Source organism: Tundrisphaera lichenicola (assembly GCF_051175385.1).
GTDB classification, from domain to species: domain Bacteria; phylum Planctomycetota; class Planctomycetia; order Isosphaerales; family Isosphaeraceae; genus Tundrisphaera; species Tundrisphaera lichenicola.
Genome location: NZ_CP195106.1, coordinates 2,823,079 through 2,835,946 on the forward strand (window position 1 = coordinate 2,823,079; position 12,868 = coordinate 2,835,946).

Below are 12,868 nucleotides of genomic sequence, written 5' to 3' on the forward strand. Positions count from 1 at the left end.
GGCCCTGCGACACTCCACGTAGCGGAATGAATGCATGCCGTTCCTCTCTGTCGGCAACATCGCGACTCGACTTGAAGAAATCTCCGTTCAATTTTGCATTATTCCAGTCTGTCCGGCCCCGATCGACTCGAGCCGGGCGATCGTGGTCCGATTTCCCGAGCGAGAAAACCGCGTCCACCCGCTCCGGAGCGATCCGCTCGGGATGTCCGAGGATTGCTGGGTCTAGCCTTCCGATGAGCTCGCTATCCCTGGTACGAAGGTTCTCGCAGCCGGCCGGGCGGTTCGAGGACTGTCCAGGCCGGATTCCCCAATTTGGCACGGCTCATGCATTACGTCACGTCGCCGTTCGGCTGCCACACCCATCGATATTCACACCTCCCCGACGGTTCCCGGCTGTTCAATCCCTCGTTCGACCCAAGGAAGCTGGATATGTTCTACAGCGTCGCGAGCCCGGACTGGAAGTCCGGCCAGCCATTGAATCCGGTCGGTGCCCTGCTCTTCCGCTCGCGATCGGAGGCCGAGGCCTTCGCGCCCGATAGTCCGACGGTGGCGGTCGCGGTCCGTTTCGACCAGGAATGGCGAATTGTCCGCCCCCAGGGGTCGGTCGCCCAATCCGTGGCCGGAAGTTGGTCGGCCCCCGCGGTCGGCAATGCGCTGGGTGGGGTCACCGTCTTCGGCCCGATCCCCGCCGGTCTGGTCCGTTCCTCGGCCAATGTCGAGACGCTGGCCGACTGGCGTCCCCGGGTCCTCGAAGAGGCCCCGGCCGGTCACTCGGTGGGATTCGGCGGCTGGGATTCCCTGACGATGGCCCTGCTGGCCTGACGCCGGCCCGGTCGGGTTCGCGACTCTACTCGATAGGCCCTCCTCATTTCGCGAATATCGATCCAGGAGACGGACGCATGAAAGTATCGAACCGAAACATTGTCGCAGCTACCCTTTCGGCGGGCCTGATCACCTGGGGTTGCACGGCCTGGGCCCAGCAAGGCCCGGTTGGCCAGGGGCTCAATGAAGCCGGTCGCGCCGTCAAGCGTGGGCTCCAGACCGCCGGGCAGGCCGTCCAGGGCGGATTCCAGACCGCCGGGCAGGCCGTCCAGGGCGGATTTCAGAAGACCCGGACGAGTGTCCACAACATGGAGGTCGTTTCCCGGGTCTATAGCCGACTGCACTGGGATAAAGCCCTGACCACCTCGAATATCGAGCTGACCGTCCAGGCCGGAGGGATCGCCACCCTGACCGGGGTCGTCCCCGACGAGGAGGCCAAGGCCAAGGCACTCATGCTGACGTCCGAGACCGTCGGCGTGATCGAGGTCATCGACCAACTGACCGTGGGCACCGTCGTCAGCCCGGCCCCCATCGTCCCCGGGGCCTCGCCGGTTATCGTTGCTCCTGCAGGCACTCGGGTCATCACTCCCACCCCCTCCAACGTCCCGACGCCCAGCCCGACCGACACCCCGCTCTGAGCCGAGCCTTCGCGAGCCCGGCCCCTCGATCGAGGAGTCGGGCTCGCGGCCTTATCCCTTCAAAATCAGATCGGCCAGGCCCACGGCCAGCAGGCCCGCGCTGATGGCGACATTGACCTGGAAGAATGCCAGGTTCACACGGGTCAGGTCATCGGGCCGTACGATCGCGTGCTCGTAGGCCAGCAACAGGGCCACCACTCCCACCCCCACGAAGTAGATCGCCCCCATCGGATAAGCCAGGCCGAGCCCGACCAGCACCGCGACCATCCCCGCGTGGCAGGACGAGGCCAGCCGGAGTGCCCCTCGGATCCCCAGCCGTCCCGGGATGCTGTGGAGCCCCTGCGAACGGTCGAAGTCGGCATCCTGGCAGGCATAGATGATGTCGAACCCCGCGACCCACAGCAGGACAGCCAGCCCCAGCAAGGCGGGAGGCCAGCCCAGATCGCCCCGGAACGCGATCCAGGCCGCCATCGGGGCGAATCCCAATGCGATCCCCAGCCAGAAATGCGCCAGGCTGGTGAACCGCTTGGCGAACGAGTAGCCGAGCAGCCAGAGCAGGACCGGTCCCGACAGGATCACCGGCCACCGATTGGGCAGGAACAGCAGGGTTGAGGCCACGAACCCCAGCCCGCTCAGGATCGTGAACGTCGCGACGGTGCCCATCGAGAGTCGCCCGCTGGGCAGATGACGACTGGCCGTCCGAGGGTTCAGGGCGTCGATCCGCCGATCCGCCAGCCGGTTGAACGCCATCGCCGCCGATCGGGCGGTGGCCATGCAGAGCAAGATGCCCAGCCAGTCCTGCCAGCGACCCCGCCAACCGTCCGGCCCCTTCGCCGCCATCGCCGCGCCCAGGAGGGCGAATGGCAGGGCGAAGAGGGTGTGGCTGAACTTGATCATCCCCAGCACTTCACGAGTCGCGGCGTAGACCATCAGAATCCTCGTCCCCGATCAACAGAATCCTCGTCTCCATCCCGGACGAAGCGTGCCGACTATTGTGGGGCATCGGGGGTCCGAGTTTCCACGCCCGGCTCAAGAATCAGGCCGAACGAGTCGAGACGGCATCCTCCGCCGGTTCCTCCAGCGGAGGCATGTAGTTGGGCATCGGGGCGATCGCCTGATCTCCCAGCCAGGGCCAGAGGCGAAACAGGAGGCCGATCCCTCGGAACGGCCAGGCCACCCGCTTGAGGACCGAGAGCCTCCGTCGAGGGTGATCGATCAGCCGGGCGATCCTCCGGGCCGCGACGTCGACGGTCGTGTGCAGAATGGCGGGCGGCTTGTCCAGGATCCGGCCCGAGGTCCCGGGGGCCCGATCCTGGAGGGCGTCGAAGAACTCGGTGTGGACCGGGCCGGGCTCGACCAGGCAGACGCGAACCTTCCGGCGCAACAGTTCTCGACGAAGCGCATCGGTCCACCAGGCCAGAGCCGCCTTGGTCGTCCCATAGACCCCGAAGATCGGATTCGGGACGGCCGTGATCGCCGATCCGATGTTGATGATCGTCCCCCTCGACTCGATCAGGTGGGGGATCGCGCACCGGGCCAGGAGGACCGGCGCGACCAGATTCACCTCGAACTGGCGACGGATCTCCGACGGCTCGGTCTGGGCGAATAGCGAAGGGACGCCATATCCGGCGTTGTTGACCAACCCGTCGAGCCGACCGAATCGCTCGACCGTGGCCCCGATCAACCGCTCGGGCGTCTCGGGGTCGTCCAGCGAGGCCGGGAGGACGAGGACCTCGACCCCATGCTCCTCCAGCTCGGCCGCCAAACCTTCGAGCCGATCGAGCCGACGCGCGGTGATCGCCAGATTGTGGCCAGCCTTCGCGAACTCGCGGGCCACCGCCGCCCCGATCCCGCTGGAAGCCCCGGTGATCAGGATCGTCTTGCGGTTCATGCCATCGGCCATCGCGAGGACGCTCCCAATCTCAAAGCCTCGGCCCCGGCTCCACGCCCCATCGGTGGGCGAGCTCGACCTCGACGCCGAGCTGGTCGCAGATCCGGGCCACGACGAAATCGACCAGATCACTCAGCGATTCCGGTCGATGATACCAGCCCGGCATCGCCGGGAGGACGATCGCCCCGGCGCGGGTGACGGCCGCCATGTTCTCCAGGTGGACCAGGCTGAGGGGTGTCTCGCGAGGGACCAGGATCAGCTTCCGACGCTCTTTGAGGTGGACGTCGGCCGCCCGCGTCACCAGGTTCGCCGTGATCCCGTGAGCCACGCTCGCCAGAGTGCTCATGCTGCAGGGCGAGACCACCATCCCGGCCGTCCGGAACGAACCACTTGCAATCCCCGCGCCGAAGTCGGACTGGTGATGATAAATCAGCCGACCCGCCCCGAGATCGCCGAACAAAGCCGGGTCGAACCGATTCAAGGCGACCGACAGGCCCGTCTCTTCGCGGAGGACCTGCGCCCCGCTGGTGCTGATGGTCAGGTGGACCGTCCGCCCGGCCCGGCAGAGGACCTGTAATAGCCGGACCGCGTAGGGAGCGCCGCTGGCCCCGGTCATCCCCAGGACGATCGGGAGGTCGAGGCTCATCCCGCCCCACCGGCCGGCTTGGTGCCGACATAAAGCGTGGCAATCCCGAACGTCAGGGGATGCTGGACGAGATCGGTCAGGCCCCTGGAGGCGAGCAGATCGAGCATAACCTGGCCGTCGGGGAACTGAAGGACGCTGGCGGGCAGGTAGCTGTAGGCGTCATAGGAGTTCGGGGCGATCGTCTGGCCGACCTTGGGCAGCACATGCTTGAAGAAGGTCAGGTAAGCCCGGCCCAGGATCGCCCCCCGAGGCCGGGAGAATTCCAGGATCGCCACCTTGCCGCCCGGCCGGGCGACCCGGACCATCTCGTCGATCCCCCGGACGGTGTCGGCCACGTTCCTGAGCCCGAACGCCACCGTAACCACGCCGAACGTGTTGTCGGAGAGCGGTAGCCGCTGCGTGTCCCCCTCGATCAGGGTGACGGCCCCTTCGGCCTTCGACTTTCCGACCTTCTCGTTGCCGATGACCAGCATCTCGTGGCAGAAATCCGAGCCGATGACGGGCGTCCGGCCGCCGCTGACCTGGTGATACGCCAGGGCCAGGTCGGCCGTCCCGGTGCAGCAGTCGAGGAGCGGGACCCCCGGCTCGGGCGGGACCATCCGGGTCGTGAACGTCCGCCAGGACTTGTCGATATTCAGGCTGAGCAGGTGATTGAGCAGGTCGTACTTGCCCGCGATCGACGAGAACATCGAGCGGACCCGTCGGCCGGACTTATCGACGGACTCGGGCGGGGAATCGGCGGGTTTCTCGGCGACGACCATGCTGGGGCACTCGGACCATCGGGCTGGGATCGGTCGGGCACTCGCGGCCCGATCCACATCCAGAGTATAGTCATCGGGGGCCGGTTGTCCATGAATGGGGCCGATCGGCAGGTTAGCCAAAGGCCATTGGTCAGGTCTGATGGACAGGGTCGGTGATCCGACAGATATCCAACCGATGGTGACAAAATGATGATGATGGTCGCGTTTAACGGCTTCCTATTCCTCGTTTTGGCGATAGTGTTGGCTGCTCAAGCCAAGAATGAGGCCCAGAAACTGCGGGGCGAGCTCGACGCATTGAAGAAAGAACTCCGCCAAAATGGACTGATCGTGGAGCCGTTCGTGGGTTCCGTGAAGATCACCAGCCCAGAACTCTGAATCTCGACGTGACTATTTTTCGCCCCCGCCTAATTTCTTCCTATCGAAGGTCCGCCCGCCGGTCCGAGGTTCACGATTTCTAATGGGCTACCGATCATTGACCGATTGCGTCGAGGACTTGAAGCGAACCGGGCAACTGGTCGTGATCGACCGGGAGGTCGACCCGAGGCTGGAGGCGGCCGCGATCCAGAGGCGGGTCTACGAGGCGGGAGGCCCCGCCCTGCTCTTCCCCCGGGTCAAGGGGACCGCGTTCCCGATGGTCGGGAACCTGTTCGGGACGATGGATCGGACCCACTACATCTTCCGCGACACCCTGGAAGCGGTCCGCCACCTGGTCGAGCTGAAGGTGAAGCCACCCGCCGCGTTGGCCCGACCCTGGCATTATCGGGACGTGCCGTTCACGGCCTTGCACCTCCTCCCGCAAAAGGTCCGACGAGGTCCGATCCTCGCCCACAAAACCACATTGAGCCGGCTACCCCAGGTGGTCTCCTGGCCCGACGACGGCGGGGCGTTCGTGACCCTGCCCCAGGTCTACACCGAGGACCCCGACCATCCCGGCCTGGCGAAGTCGAACCTGGGAATGTACCGGGTCCAGATCTCCGGGAACCACTACGAAGCCGACCGCGAGTCGGGGCTCCATTATCAGCTCCATCGGGGGATCGGCGTCCACCACTCGGCCGCGATCCGTCGAGGGGTCCCGCTCCGGGCGACCGTCTTCGTCGGCGGTCCCCCGGCGATGTCGGTGGCCGCGGTGATGCCCCTGCCCGAGGGACTCCCCGAGCTGAGTTTCGCGGGTGCGTTGGGTGGGCGAAGGGTCCGGATGGTGGTCGACCCGCAGGGGGGCCTGCCGATCCCCGCCGAGGCTGATTTCGCCATCGTCGGCCGGATCGATCCCGACCTCCGGAAGCCCGAAGGACCGTTCGGCGACCACCTGGGCTATTATGCCAAGACCCACGACTTCCCCGTCCTGAAGGTCGAGCGGGTCTATCATCGCCCCGACGCGATCTGGCCCTTCACCTCGGTCGGCCGACCTCCTCAGGAAGACACCTCGTTCGGCGAGCTGATCCACGAGCTGACCGGGCCGCTGGTCCCGACCGTCCTGCCCGGCATCCACGCAGTCCACGCGGTCGACGCCGCCGGGGTCCACCCGCTCCTTTTGGCCATCGGCAGCGAGCGATACGTCCCGTATGCCGAGGTCCGACGCCCCCAGGAACTCCTGACCTCGGCCAACGCGATCCTCGGGCAGGGTCAGATGTCGCTGGCCAAGTATCTCATGATCGTGGCCAGGGAGGACAAGCCCGACCTCGACATCCACGACATCCCGGGCTTCCTCCGGCACGTCCTGGAACGGGTCGACTGGACCACCGACCTCCACTTCCAGACCCGGACGACGATCGACACCCTGGACTACTCGGGCCACGGGTTCAACCAGGGGTCGAAGGTCGTGATCGCCGCCGCCGGCCCGAAGCGCAGGTCGTTGCCGACCGAAGTCCCCTCCGGGCTCCAACTGCCCGACGGCTTCGGCGATCCCCGAGTCGCACTGCCCGGCATCTTGACCGTCCGAGGGCCGGGCTACCGGCTCGACGAATCGGGCTCGGACCCGGCCCTCCGGGCCTTCTGCCGATCGTTCCACGAGGCCGACCCGATCGCCACCTTCCCGATGGTCGTGGTCGTCGACGACAGCGAGTTCGCCGCCCGATCCGGGAGGAACTTCCTCTGGGTGACCTTCACGAGGTCAAACCCGGCCGCCGACATCGACGGCGTCGGGGCTTTCTGCCATCAGAAGCACTGGGGATGCAACGGCCCCCTGGTGATCGATGCCCGGATCAAACCCCACCACGCCCCACCATTGGTGGATGATCCCGAGATCGAGCGGCGGGTCGATTCTCTGGGGGCTCCGGGGGGACCGCTGCATGGGATCATTTGAGCAGTGGAAGACGATCAAGCCGCGACCGGAAATCCTTCCCTCGGCTTACTCCTTCGAGAACAGGTCGATTATCTCAACAGTCCGATCTTCCTCGTGAACGGAGAAGGTGAAGGCGATCGAGGAGATGACCAGGACGCGATCCCCGTAGAAATCGTCGCCCTGCCGATCCGGATCATCCCGAAGAAGGCGATCGATCGCTTCCACGGCCTCGTTCACCGACCTTCGATTTGGAGAGGTGGACCAGAGTTCGGCGAGCGACCCCAAGGCGATCTCACGCCAGACCACGGTGAATCGCATCATGATGTTCCAAGAGACCGGAGATGTTCCAGGACCTGTTCGGTCGTGTATCGCTTCCCGCCCTCCGACGAGGCCTTCCGCCTCTGATACTCGCCCGAAGCATACGCCGCGAACGCCTTACGACGTAGCTGATCCTCGGGGCTGTCGACCGAGATCAGATAACCTACCACCATTCCCCGGTCATCGAGGATCTCGGCACGCTCCTGGACCTTGAGCGTGCCGATCACCGACATGATCGCCTCGTTCGCTTTCACCTGGACCATCGGACGACCTCCTTCGCGGGGATTGATTCGCCACAAGGATGATTATACTCCAACGGGGCTTCCCTCGGGAGCCGAACCGTCCATGGTCCTCATCTGCTCGCGGAGGGATCCGGCCTGTTCGGCCAGGACTTCGTCCATCGTCCGGCCTCCCTCGCGAGCGATCCAGTCCATCAGGGTCGAGAGGAGCAGTTCCTTCAGGTAAGCGAACGAGAATCCTTCGGACAGCTCGGCCGCCTTCGATTCCCCCTCGGGGGTGAGCCGGGCTTCCGGGTCCATCGACCGATTCCATCGGCCGATATAGGCCCGTCGCTCGTCGATCGCCGGCAGGCCGAAGTGGTACTTTCGGTCGAACCGGCTGGGTCGGTCGAGGATCGCGGGATCGAGCTTCTCCGGGTGGTTGGTCGTGGCGATGGTCAGGATGCCCAGGTTGGCGGCGAACCCGTCCAGCTCGTTCAGGAAGAACGAACGATTGTCGTTGTTGATCAGGGCATCCAGATCCTCGAACACCAGGATGCATGGAGAGGCCTGCCTGGCCCGGGCGAAGACCCGGCGAATCCCGGTCTCGTCGGTATACTTCTCGGAATCGAATGTCTTCACGTAGAGGCAAGGGCGACCTGTCTCGTTAATCAGGGCCTTGATAGCGTGGGTCTTGCCGTTCCCCGGCGGCCCGACGAACAGGAGACCGCGCTTCCAGGCGACCCCATGCTTCTCGTAGGCCATCCGGGCGTCGAAGAACCGCCGGACATCGCCCAGGATGTCGGCCTTGAGCTTCTCGGGCAGGATCAGGTTCTCGAGGGTCGATCCCTCGATCTGCCGAAACAATCGCCCGCTCTCGGTCCAGGAACCGCCGTCGAAGACCAGGAGTTCATCCTGGAGTTCAGGCCTGTAGCCGCAGACCGCCGCGTAGAAGCCCCGGGCCACCTCGGCCGAATCGGCCAGGATGAAGTGATAGGGGACGTTACACCCGTAATCCCAGTCGATTACGACCACTTCGAGCGAGTGCCCTTCCCAATCGACCTCGAACCAGACGTTCCTCGGAGACTCGACGATGCCGGTCTCTTCCCACCAGCTGACGGCCACCTGGTTGTGAGTCGACGCCTCGTTTCGAAGGCGGCATCCGCCGGCCTTGGCGAAATTGAAGAGCCGGTTGAAGTCGCAGTCCGAGCCCTCGATCATCGCACGATCGGGGTAGGTCGCCGCCAGGTGGCGGCTCGCCTGATAGGCGATCGCCGTAAAGGGCTCCCGGAGGACCTCGCTGAGGAATTCCTGATAATACATGGCTGTTCGTGCCGCCCCTGGGGGCGGATTCTTGGGGGGCCGACGAGTCGCCCGGGGCGCATGGACACTCCGAGCCCGGGCGCTCCGCCCGGCCTTTCGCCAAGTCAGTCACGCCCGAGTCGGGAAGGTTCGCGCTCCGAGTTGCTTATTCGACCTCGGATTCCGCCAGGATCTTCCGGTAGGCCGCCCGGGCGACGTCGTAGGCCTTCCGGGCCTCCTCGATCTCGGTCGGCCGGATCTTCGGCTCCTTCTGCGACCAGCATTGGTCGACCGACTTGAGGCACCACTCGGCCGACGCCTTCGACGCGCGGACCGGCCTGTCACCGACCATGACGAACACCGGGTTGGTATGCGACGAGGGGTAGATCCTCACCGCCACCCAGCTCGAACGCTCGATCGGGACCCGGAACCGGAGGTCATGCAGCGCGCCGTCGGCCTCGACCATCATCCGGGCGACGGCCTTGCCGTTGACGACGACCTCGACCGGGACCTTGCGAGTCTCCCCATCCCTGGCCCGCTCCAGGTCCCAGTAGGGCTTATCGCCCATCGACCGGGCCTTGATCGCGCGGGCTTCGGGGGTGACCTCGACCGGCAGGAGCGCCGCGACACGGGCCGCGACCGTCACCTCGCCCGGCTCGTCGAGCTTTAATTCGGAGCCCGCCTCGCCGACCCGGACGTCGTCGACCTGGAAGTCGATCAGGTGACTCCTGCCGTCGGTGACGTAGGAGCGTCCGTCTCGGATCCCGTCGACCCATCGGTCGAAGTCGAGCTCGCCGTCGGGCAGCCGGACGTAGGATCGCCCCAGGCCGACCCTCTCTCCGTAGATGCAAGGGAAGTCGGTCTCGCCGCTGATCCTGGCCCGGAATCCGGCGTTCAGGGTGTGGTACCAGATGGTGAGTTCCCAGGGGGCCGGGGTGTCGACCGCCGAGATGAAATCGACCGCGTCGTGGACCACGTCAACGATGTATTCATTGGCCCCGATCCCGTCGAACGGCGGGACCTCCAGGCTCGGCAGGGCGTTGTCGGAGACCCTCAGGCCCCAGCCCGAGTGCGAGAAACCGACCACCGCCCCCTGCGACTTGCCCCACTGGAGGACCGGGAGATCCCAGCTCGGCCATTCCTCGATGGTCGAGGTCCCGGGATAGTCGTCCTCCTTGAGCCGGAGGAGGCAGAGGTGCCCCGCGTGCGAGGAGGGGAAGCCGGAGACCTCGACATCGTAGCGCATCAGGGTTTCGGGAGTCGAGAGCGGGTGATTCTTGCCGTCGAAGTAAGCCTTCTGGGCATACCAGCAAGGCCCCCAGCTCAGGACGCAGCCGACGTCGAGATCCTCGCCCAAGATGTGGCGGAACATGTCCTCGGGGCGGACCCCCTCGGTGGGCCGCTCGTAGTGGCCGCAGCCTGCGGCGTGGACGTGGTGATCGCCCGAGAACCAGCCGAGCTTCGCCACGTGGAACCACCGCTTCAGCTCGAACGACTCGCGGTGGGTCGCGGCCCTGGGAACCTCGATCGTCCGCTTCTGGACCACGTACTCGGGCCCGCGAGTGACCTCGACGGTGTAGATCCCGGGGGCCAGGTCGACGGTCTCTCCCGACTGCCGATAGACCTGGGGATGAAACCAGAGGTCGGGGGCCAGTCGACGGGTCGGCGAGGGGCAGACCCTCCCCAGCGCGTCGCGGAAGAGGAACGAGGCCATCGTCGGCCGACCGTCGAAGTCCTTCACGTCCAGGGTGACGGACACGGCGGGCTCGGCCGTGAAGAGGATGTCCAGGTCGCCACGGAAGCCAAGGTCCTGGCTCCCCTGCCCCGCGTCGAAGCGGATCTTCGCCTCGCGAGCCCCCTGATCCCGGCTGTAGACCCGGATCACCCGATATTCGAGCGGGAGTCCGGAGAGCGATTTATTGAGCGGTCGGTCGACCATGCTGGCCAGATCCATCCACCGATCGGCGGCCTCGGCCGGGGTCGGGTGCGGATCGGGCCGGGAGGCGGACGTGGAAGGCCGACCCTGGGGGGCGGCGTTGGGGCTGGTCATGTTCAGTTCGGCCGTCACCCCGGCCAGATTATGCACCTTGACCATGAAGAGCCGCCAGCCATGGCGGACCAGCAAGGCCGGGGCCGGACCCTGGATCGCGCCCACTCGCCCTTCGGCGTTGATCGTCACCCCGGCCAGGCATAGCGGGTCGAGGATCTCCTGGACCGATTCGACCTGGGCTGAGGGATCGGGCTTCGCCAGGGCCTCCTCGATCCGCGCCTTCGCCTCAACCGCGAGCGGCTGGCCGAAGAGATCCAGCGCCTCCACGACCCGTCGGACCTGGGCCGCCAGGGGTTGGGCCTCAACACCCTCGACCTTCGGCAGTTCGTCGGCCCGGGAGGGCGGGACCAGCAGCGAGAAGAGGGTCAAGACGGCGGCGATCCGGAGCGGTTGGCGGCTCATGATAGGGACCTCAAGGGTCACGTCGGATTGTCGGAACGATCATCGAATCGAGGGGGCGATCCAGGCGAGGCTAAGTCGGAGACGAGGCCAACGCAAACGAAAAATCGACCGGGTTGCGGTTGTCGAAGGTGGCCCGATGGGGTATCGTCCGCCGCGCCCGGACTCCCTCGGAGGCGAAGCCGATCCTTCTTTTCGAAGAAGGCCTCAACCGTGATCGGGGTGAGACCGGGCCGACGCGCGGGAGCAGTCCAAGGAAGGACGCCGATGAAACGCCCTCGATTTCGAGGCCCATGGCTCTGGCTCGGCTTGATGCTGCTGCCCGCCCTGGCCTGGGCGATCGTCCTGATCGTGGCACCAACCGAATGGGCGAGAGCCCGGATGGTCGCTCGTTTCGCCTCGGCGACCGGGCGAGTGGTCCAGATCGGAGCGATCCGACTCGGGGTCTTGGGGAACCTCCGGATCCTCGACCTGAGCCTGGCCGAGCGATCCACCCCAGACGACCCCTGGCTCCGGGTGGCCGAGGCCCGCGTCGATGTCCATCTGGGCGAGATCCTGTTCGGGTCGTGCGACCCGGGCGAGATCACCGTGGAAGGGGCCTCGGTCCGGTTCTGGCGGCGGAGAGATGGCACGCTCGAGGTCGCCGACCTCTTCCGGGCCTCGGGGCCGGATCCGGGAGGAGCGGGCCAGGGATCGAAAGGACACGGGGCACCGATCCGCCTGAAAGTCGCCGGGGCGAGCCTCCGGATCGTCGACGAGCCCAGCGAAACCCGGTTCGACATGACCGGCATCGAGGCCGAAGCGAGCTGCGACGGGCGGGTGACCTCGCTCGACCGGCTCAAGGGGATCGTCAACGGCGGTTCGCTCGAGATGGCCGCGAAATTCGACCGAAACCCGGTGGCGCCGCATTTCGAACTCGAGACGAGGGCCAACGGGATCGGGATCGACGAGGGGATGCCCTCCCTGGCCTATCTCGTCCCGGTGGTCGCCGGGGCGACCGATAGGGCCGGCGGCAAGCTCGGCCTGATCCTCTCGATGAAAGGCCAGGGGACGACCCGCGATGAGATCCGCCGGACGCTCCGGGGCCAGGGATCTGTCCTGCTGGACCCGATCGATCTGGACGGCTCGAAGTTCCTCGACACGCTCGACGCCATCGCCGACGGGCCAAGGCCGGGGCGGGTGGGATCGGTCTCGGCCGACCTGACCATCGGCGGCGGTCGGATTGCGAGCGAGGATCTGACGATCAGAGTCGCCCGGTTCCCGCTGGTCCTGGGCGGTTGGACCGACTTCGACGGTCGATTCGACTACGCTCCCAACGTCGACCAGATCACCGCCCAGCTTCCCAGCGAGGCCCGCGTCTGGATCTCCGAGTTGAAGGTGAACTTCGACCAGCTGGCCGGCCTCCGACTCCGGGGGACGCCGGAGAAGATCGAGGTCACCGTCCACGGTCACCCCCTGACGGGAGAACCGGGCCGCCCGGACGACGATCGGGCTCGATTCCGCGAGACCGCCCGGCTGATCCGCGATCGCTTCTTCCGCTGA

Annotated in this window: 13 protein-coding genes; 5 read left to right on the plus strand and 8 right to left on the minus strand. The window is 66.2% G+C overall.

Annotation, left to right across the window (positions count from 1 at the left end; genetic code table 11):
- Window positions 1–324 precede the first annotated feature (324 nt).
- Together P12x_RS11175 and P12x_RS11180 are read left to right on the plus strand one after the other, a co-directional pair.
- Window positions 325–822 carry a hypothetical protein gene (locus P12x_RS11175; RefSeq protein WP_435010945.1) on the plus strand — a complete coding sequence of 166 codons (498 nt, stop codon included), beginning with the start codon at window positions 325–327 and terminating at the stop codon, window positions 820–822.
- 77 nt (window positions 823–899) lie between these two features.
- Window positions 900–1,460 carry a BON domain-containing protein gene (locus P12x_RS11180; protein ID WP_435010946.1) on the plus strand — a complete coding sequence of 187 codons (561 nt, stop codon included), beginning with the start codon at window positions 900–902 and terminating at the stop codon, window positions 1,458–1,460.
- Window positions 1,461–1,511: 51 nt separating this feature from the next.
- Here the strand turns inward: P12x_RS11180 and P12x_RS11185 are convergent, their stop codons facing one another.
- The 4 genes from P12x_RS11185 to P12x_RS11200 all read right to left on the minus strand — a co-directional run bounded on the left by P12x_RS11185 (window position 1,512) and on the right by P12x_RS11200 (window position 4,758).
- Entirely contained in the window at window positions 1,512–2,390 is an 879-nt protein-coding gene (locus P12x_RS11185; protein WP_435010947.1) for a UbiA-like polyprenyltransferase, read from the minus strand.
- Window positions 2,391–2,496: 106 nt separating this feature from the next.
- Window positions 2,497–3,363 (minus strand): SDR family NAD(P)-dependent oxidoreductase, encoded by an 867-nt coding sequence (locus P12x_RS11190; protein ID WP_435010948.1) that lies wholly within the window; start codon window positions 3,361–3,363, stop codon window positions 2,497–2,499.
- Window positions 3,364–3,382: 19 nt separating this feature from the next.
- Window positions 3,383–3,997 (minus strand): UbiX family flavin prenyltransferase, encoded by a 615-nt coding sequence (locus tag P12x_RS11195; protein WP_435010949.1) that lies wholly within the window; start codon window positions 3,995–3,997, stop codon window positions 3,383–3,385.
- Window positions 3,994–4,758 carry a ubiquinone/menaquinone biosynthesis methyltransferase gene (locus P12x_RS11200; RefSeq protein ID WP_435010950.1) on the minus strand — a complete coding sequence of 255 codons (765 nt, stop codon included), beginning with the start codon at window positions 4,756–4,758 and terminating at the stop codon, window positions 3,994–3,996. Before P12x_RS11200 ends, P12x_RS11195 begins: the two co-directional genes overlap by 4 nt.
- 186 nt (window positions 4,759–4,944) lie before the next feature.
- Between P12x_RS11200 and P12x_RS11205 the strand changes: the two genes are divergently transcribed.
- Together P12x_RS11205 and P12x_RS11210 are read left to right on the plus strand one after the other, a co-directional pair.
- On the plus strand, window positions 4,945–5,133 hold the full coding sequence (locus tag P12x_RS11205; protein WP_435010951.1) for a hypothetical protein: 189 nt from the start codon (window positions 4,945–4,947) through the stop codon (window positions 5,131–5,133).
- A gap of 82 nt (window positions 5,134–5,215) precedes the next feature.
- A complete protein-coding gene (locus tag P12x_RS11210; protein ID WP_435010952.1) occupies window positions 5,216–7,060 on the plus strand; it encodes a UbiD family decarboxylase in 1,845 nt (614 codons plus the stop codon).
- 45 nt (window positions 7,061–7,105) lie between these two features.
- On the opposite strand, the gene P12x_RS11215 is transcribed toward P12x_RS11210, so the two are convergent.
- The 4 genes from P12x_RS11215 to P12x_RS11230 form a co-directional block, all read right to left on the minus strand.
- Entirely contained in the window at window positions 7,106–7,360 is a 255-nt protein-coding gene (locus tag P12x_RS11215; RefSeq protein ID WP_435010953.1) for a hypothetical protein, read from the minus strand.
- The gene (locus tag P12x_RS11220) at window positions 7,357–7,620 is read right to left on the minus strand and encodes a hypothetical protein (RefSeq protein ID WP_435010954.1); all 264 of its coding nucleotides are present in this window, start codon (window positions 7,618–7,620) and stop codon (window positions 7,357–7,359) included. The genes P12x_RS11215 and P12x_RS11220 overlap by 4 nt, the downstream gene beginning before the upstream one ends.
- Before the next feature lie 42 nt (window positions 7,621–7,662).
- Window positions 7,663–8,898, minus strand: a complete 1,236-nt coding sequence (locus P12x_RS11225; protein ID WP_435010955.1) for an AAA family ATPase — start codon at window positions 8,896–8,898, stop codon at window positions 7,663–7,665.
- Window positions 8,899–9,043: 145 nt separating this feature from the next.
- Entirely contained in the window at window positions 9,044–11,329 is a 2,286-nt protein-coding gene (locus P12x_RS11230; protein ID WP_435010956.1) for a CehA/McbA family metallohydrolase, read from the minus strand.
- A 264-nt stretch (window positions 11,330–11,593) separates the two neighbouring features.
- On the opposite strand from P12x_RS11230, the gene P12x_RS11235 reads away from it, so the two are divergent.
- On the plus strand, window positions 11,594–12,868 hold the full coding sequence (locus P12x_RS11235; RefSeq protein ID WP_435010957.1) for a hypothetical protein: 1,275 nt from the start codon (window positions 11,594–11,596) through the stop codon (window positions 12,866–12,868).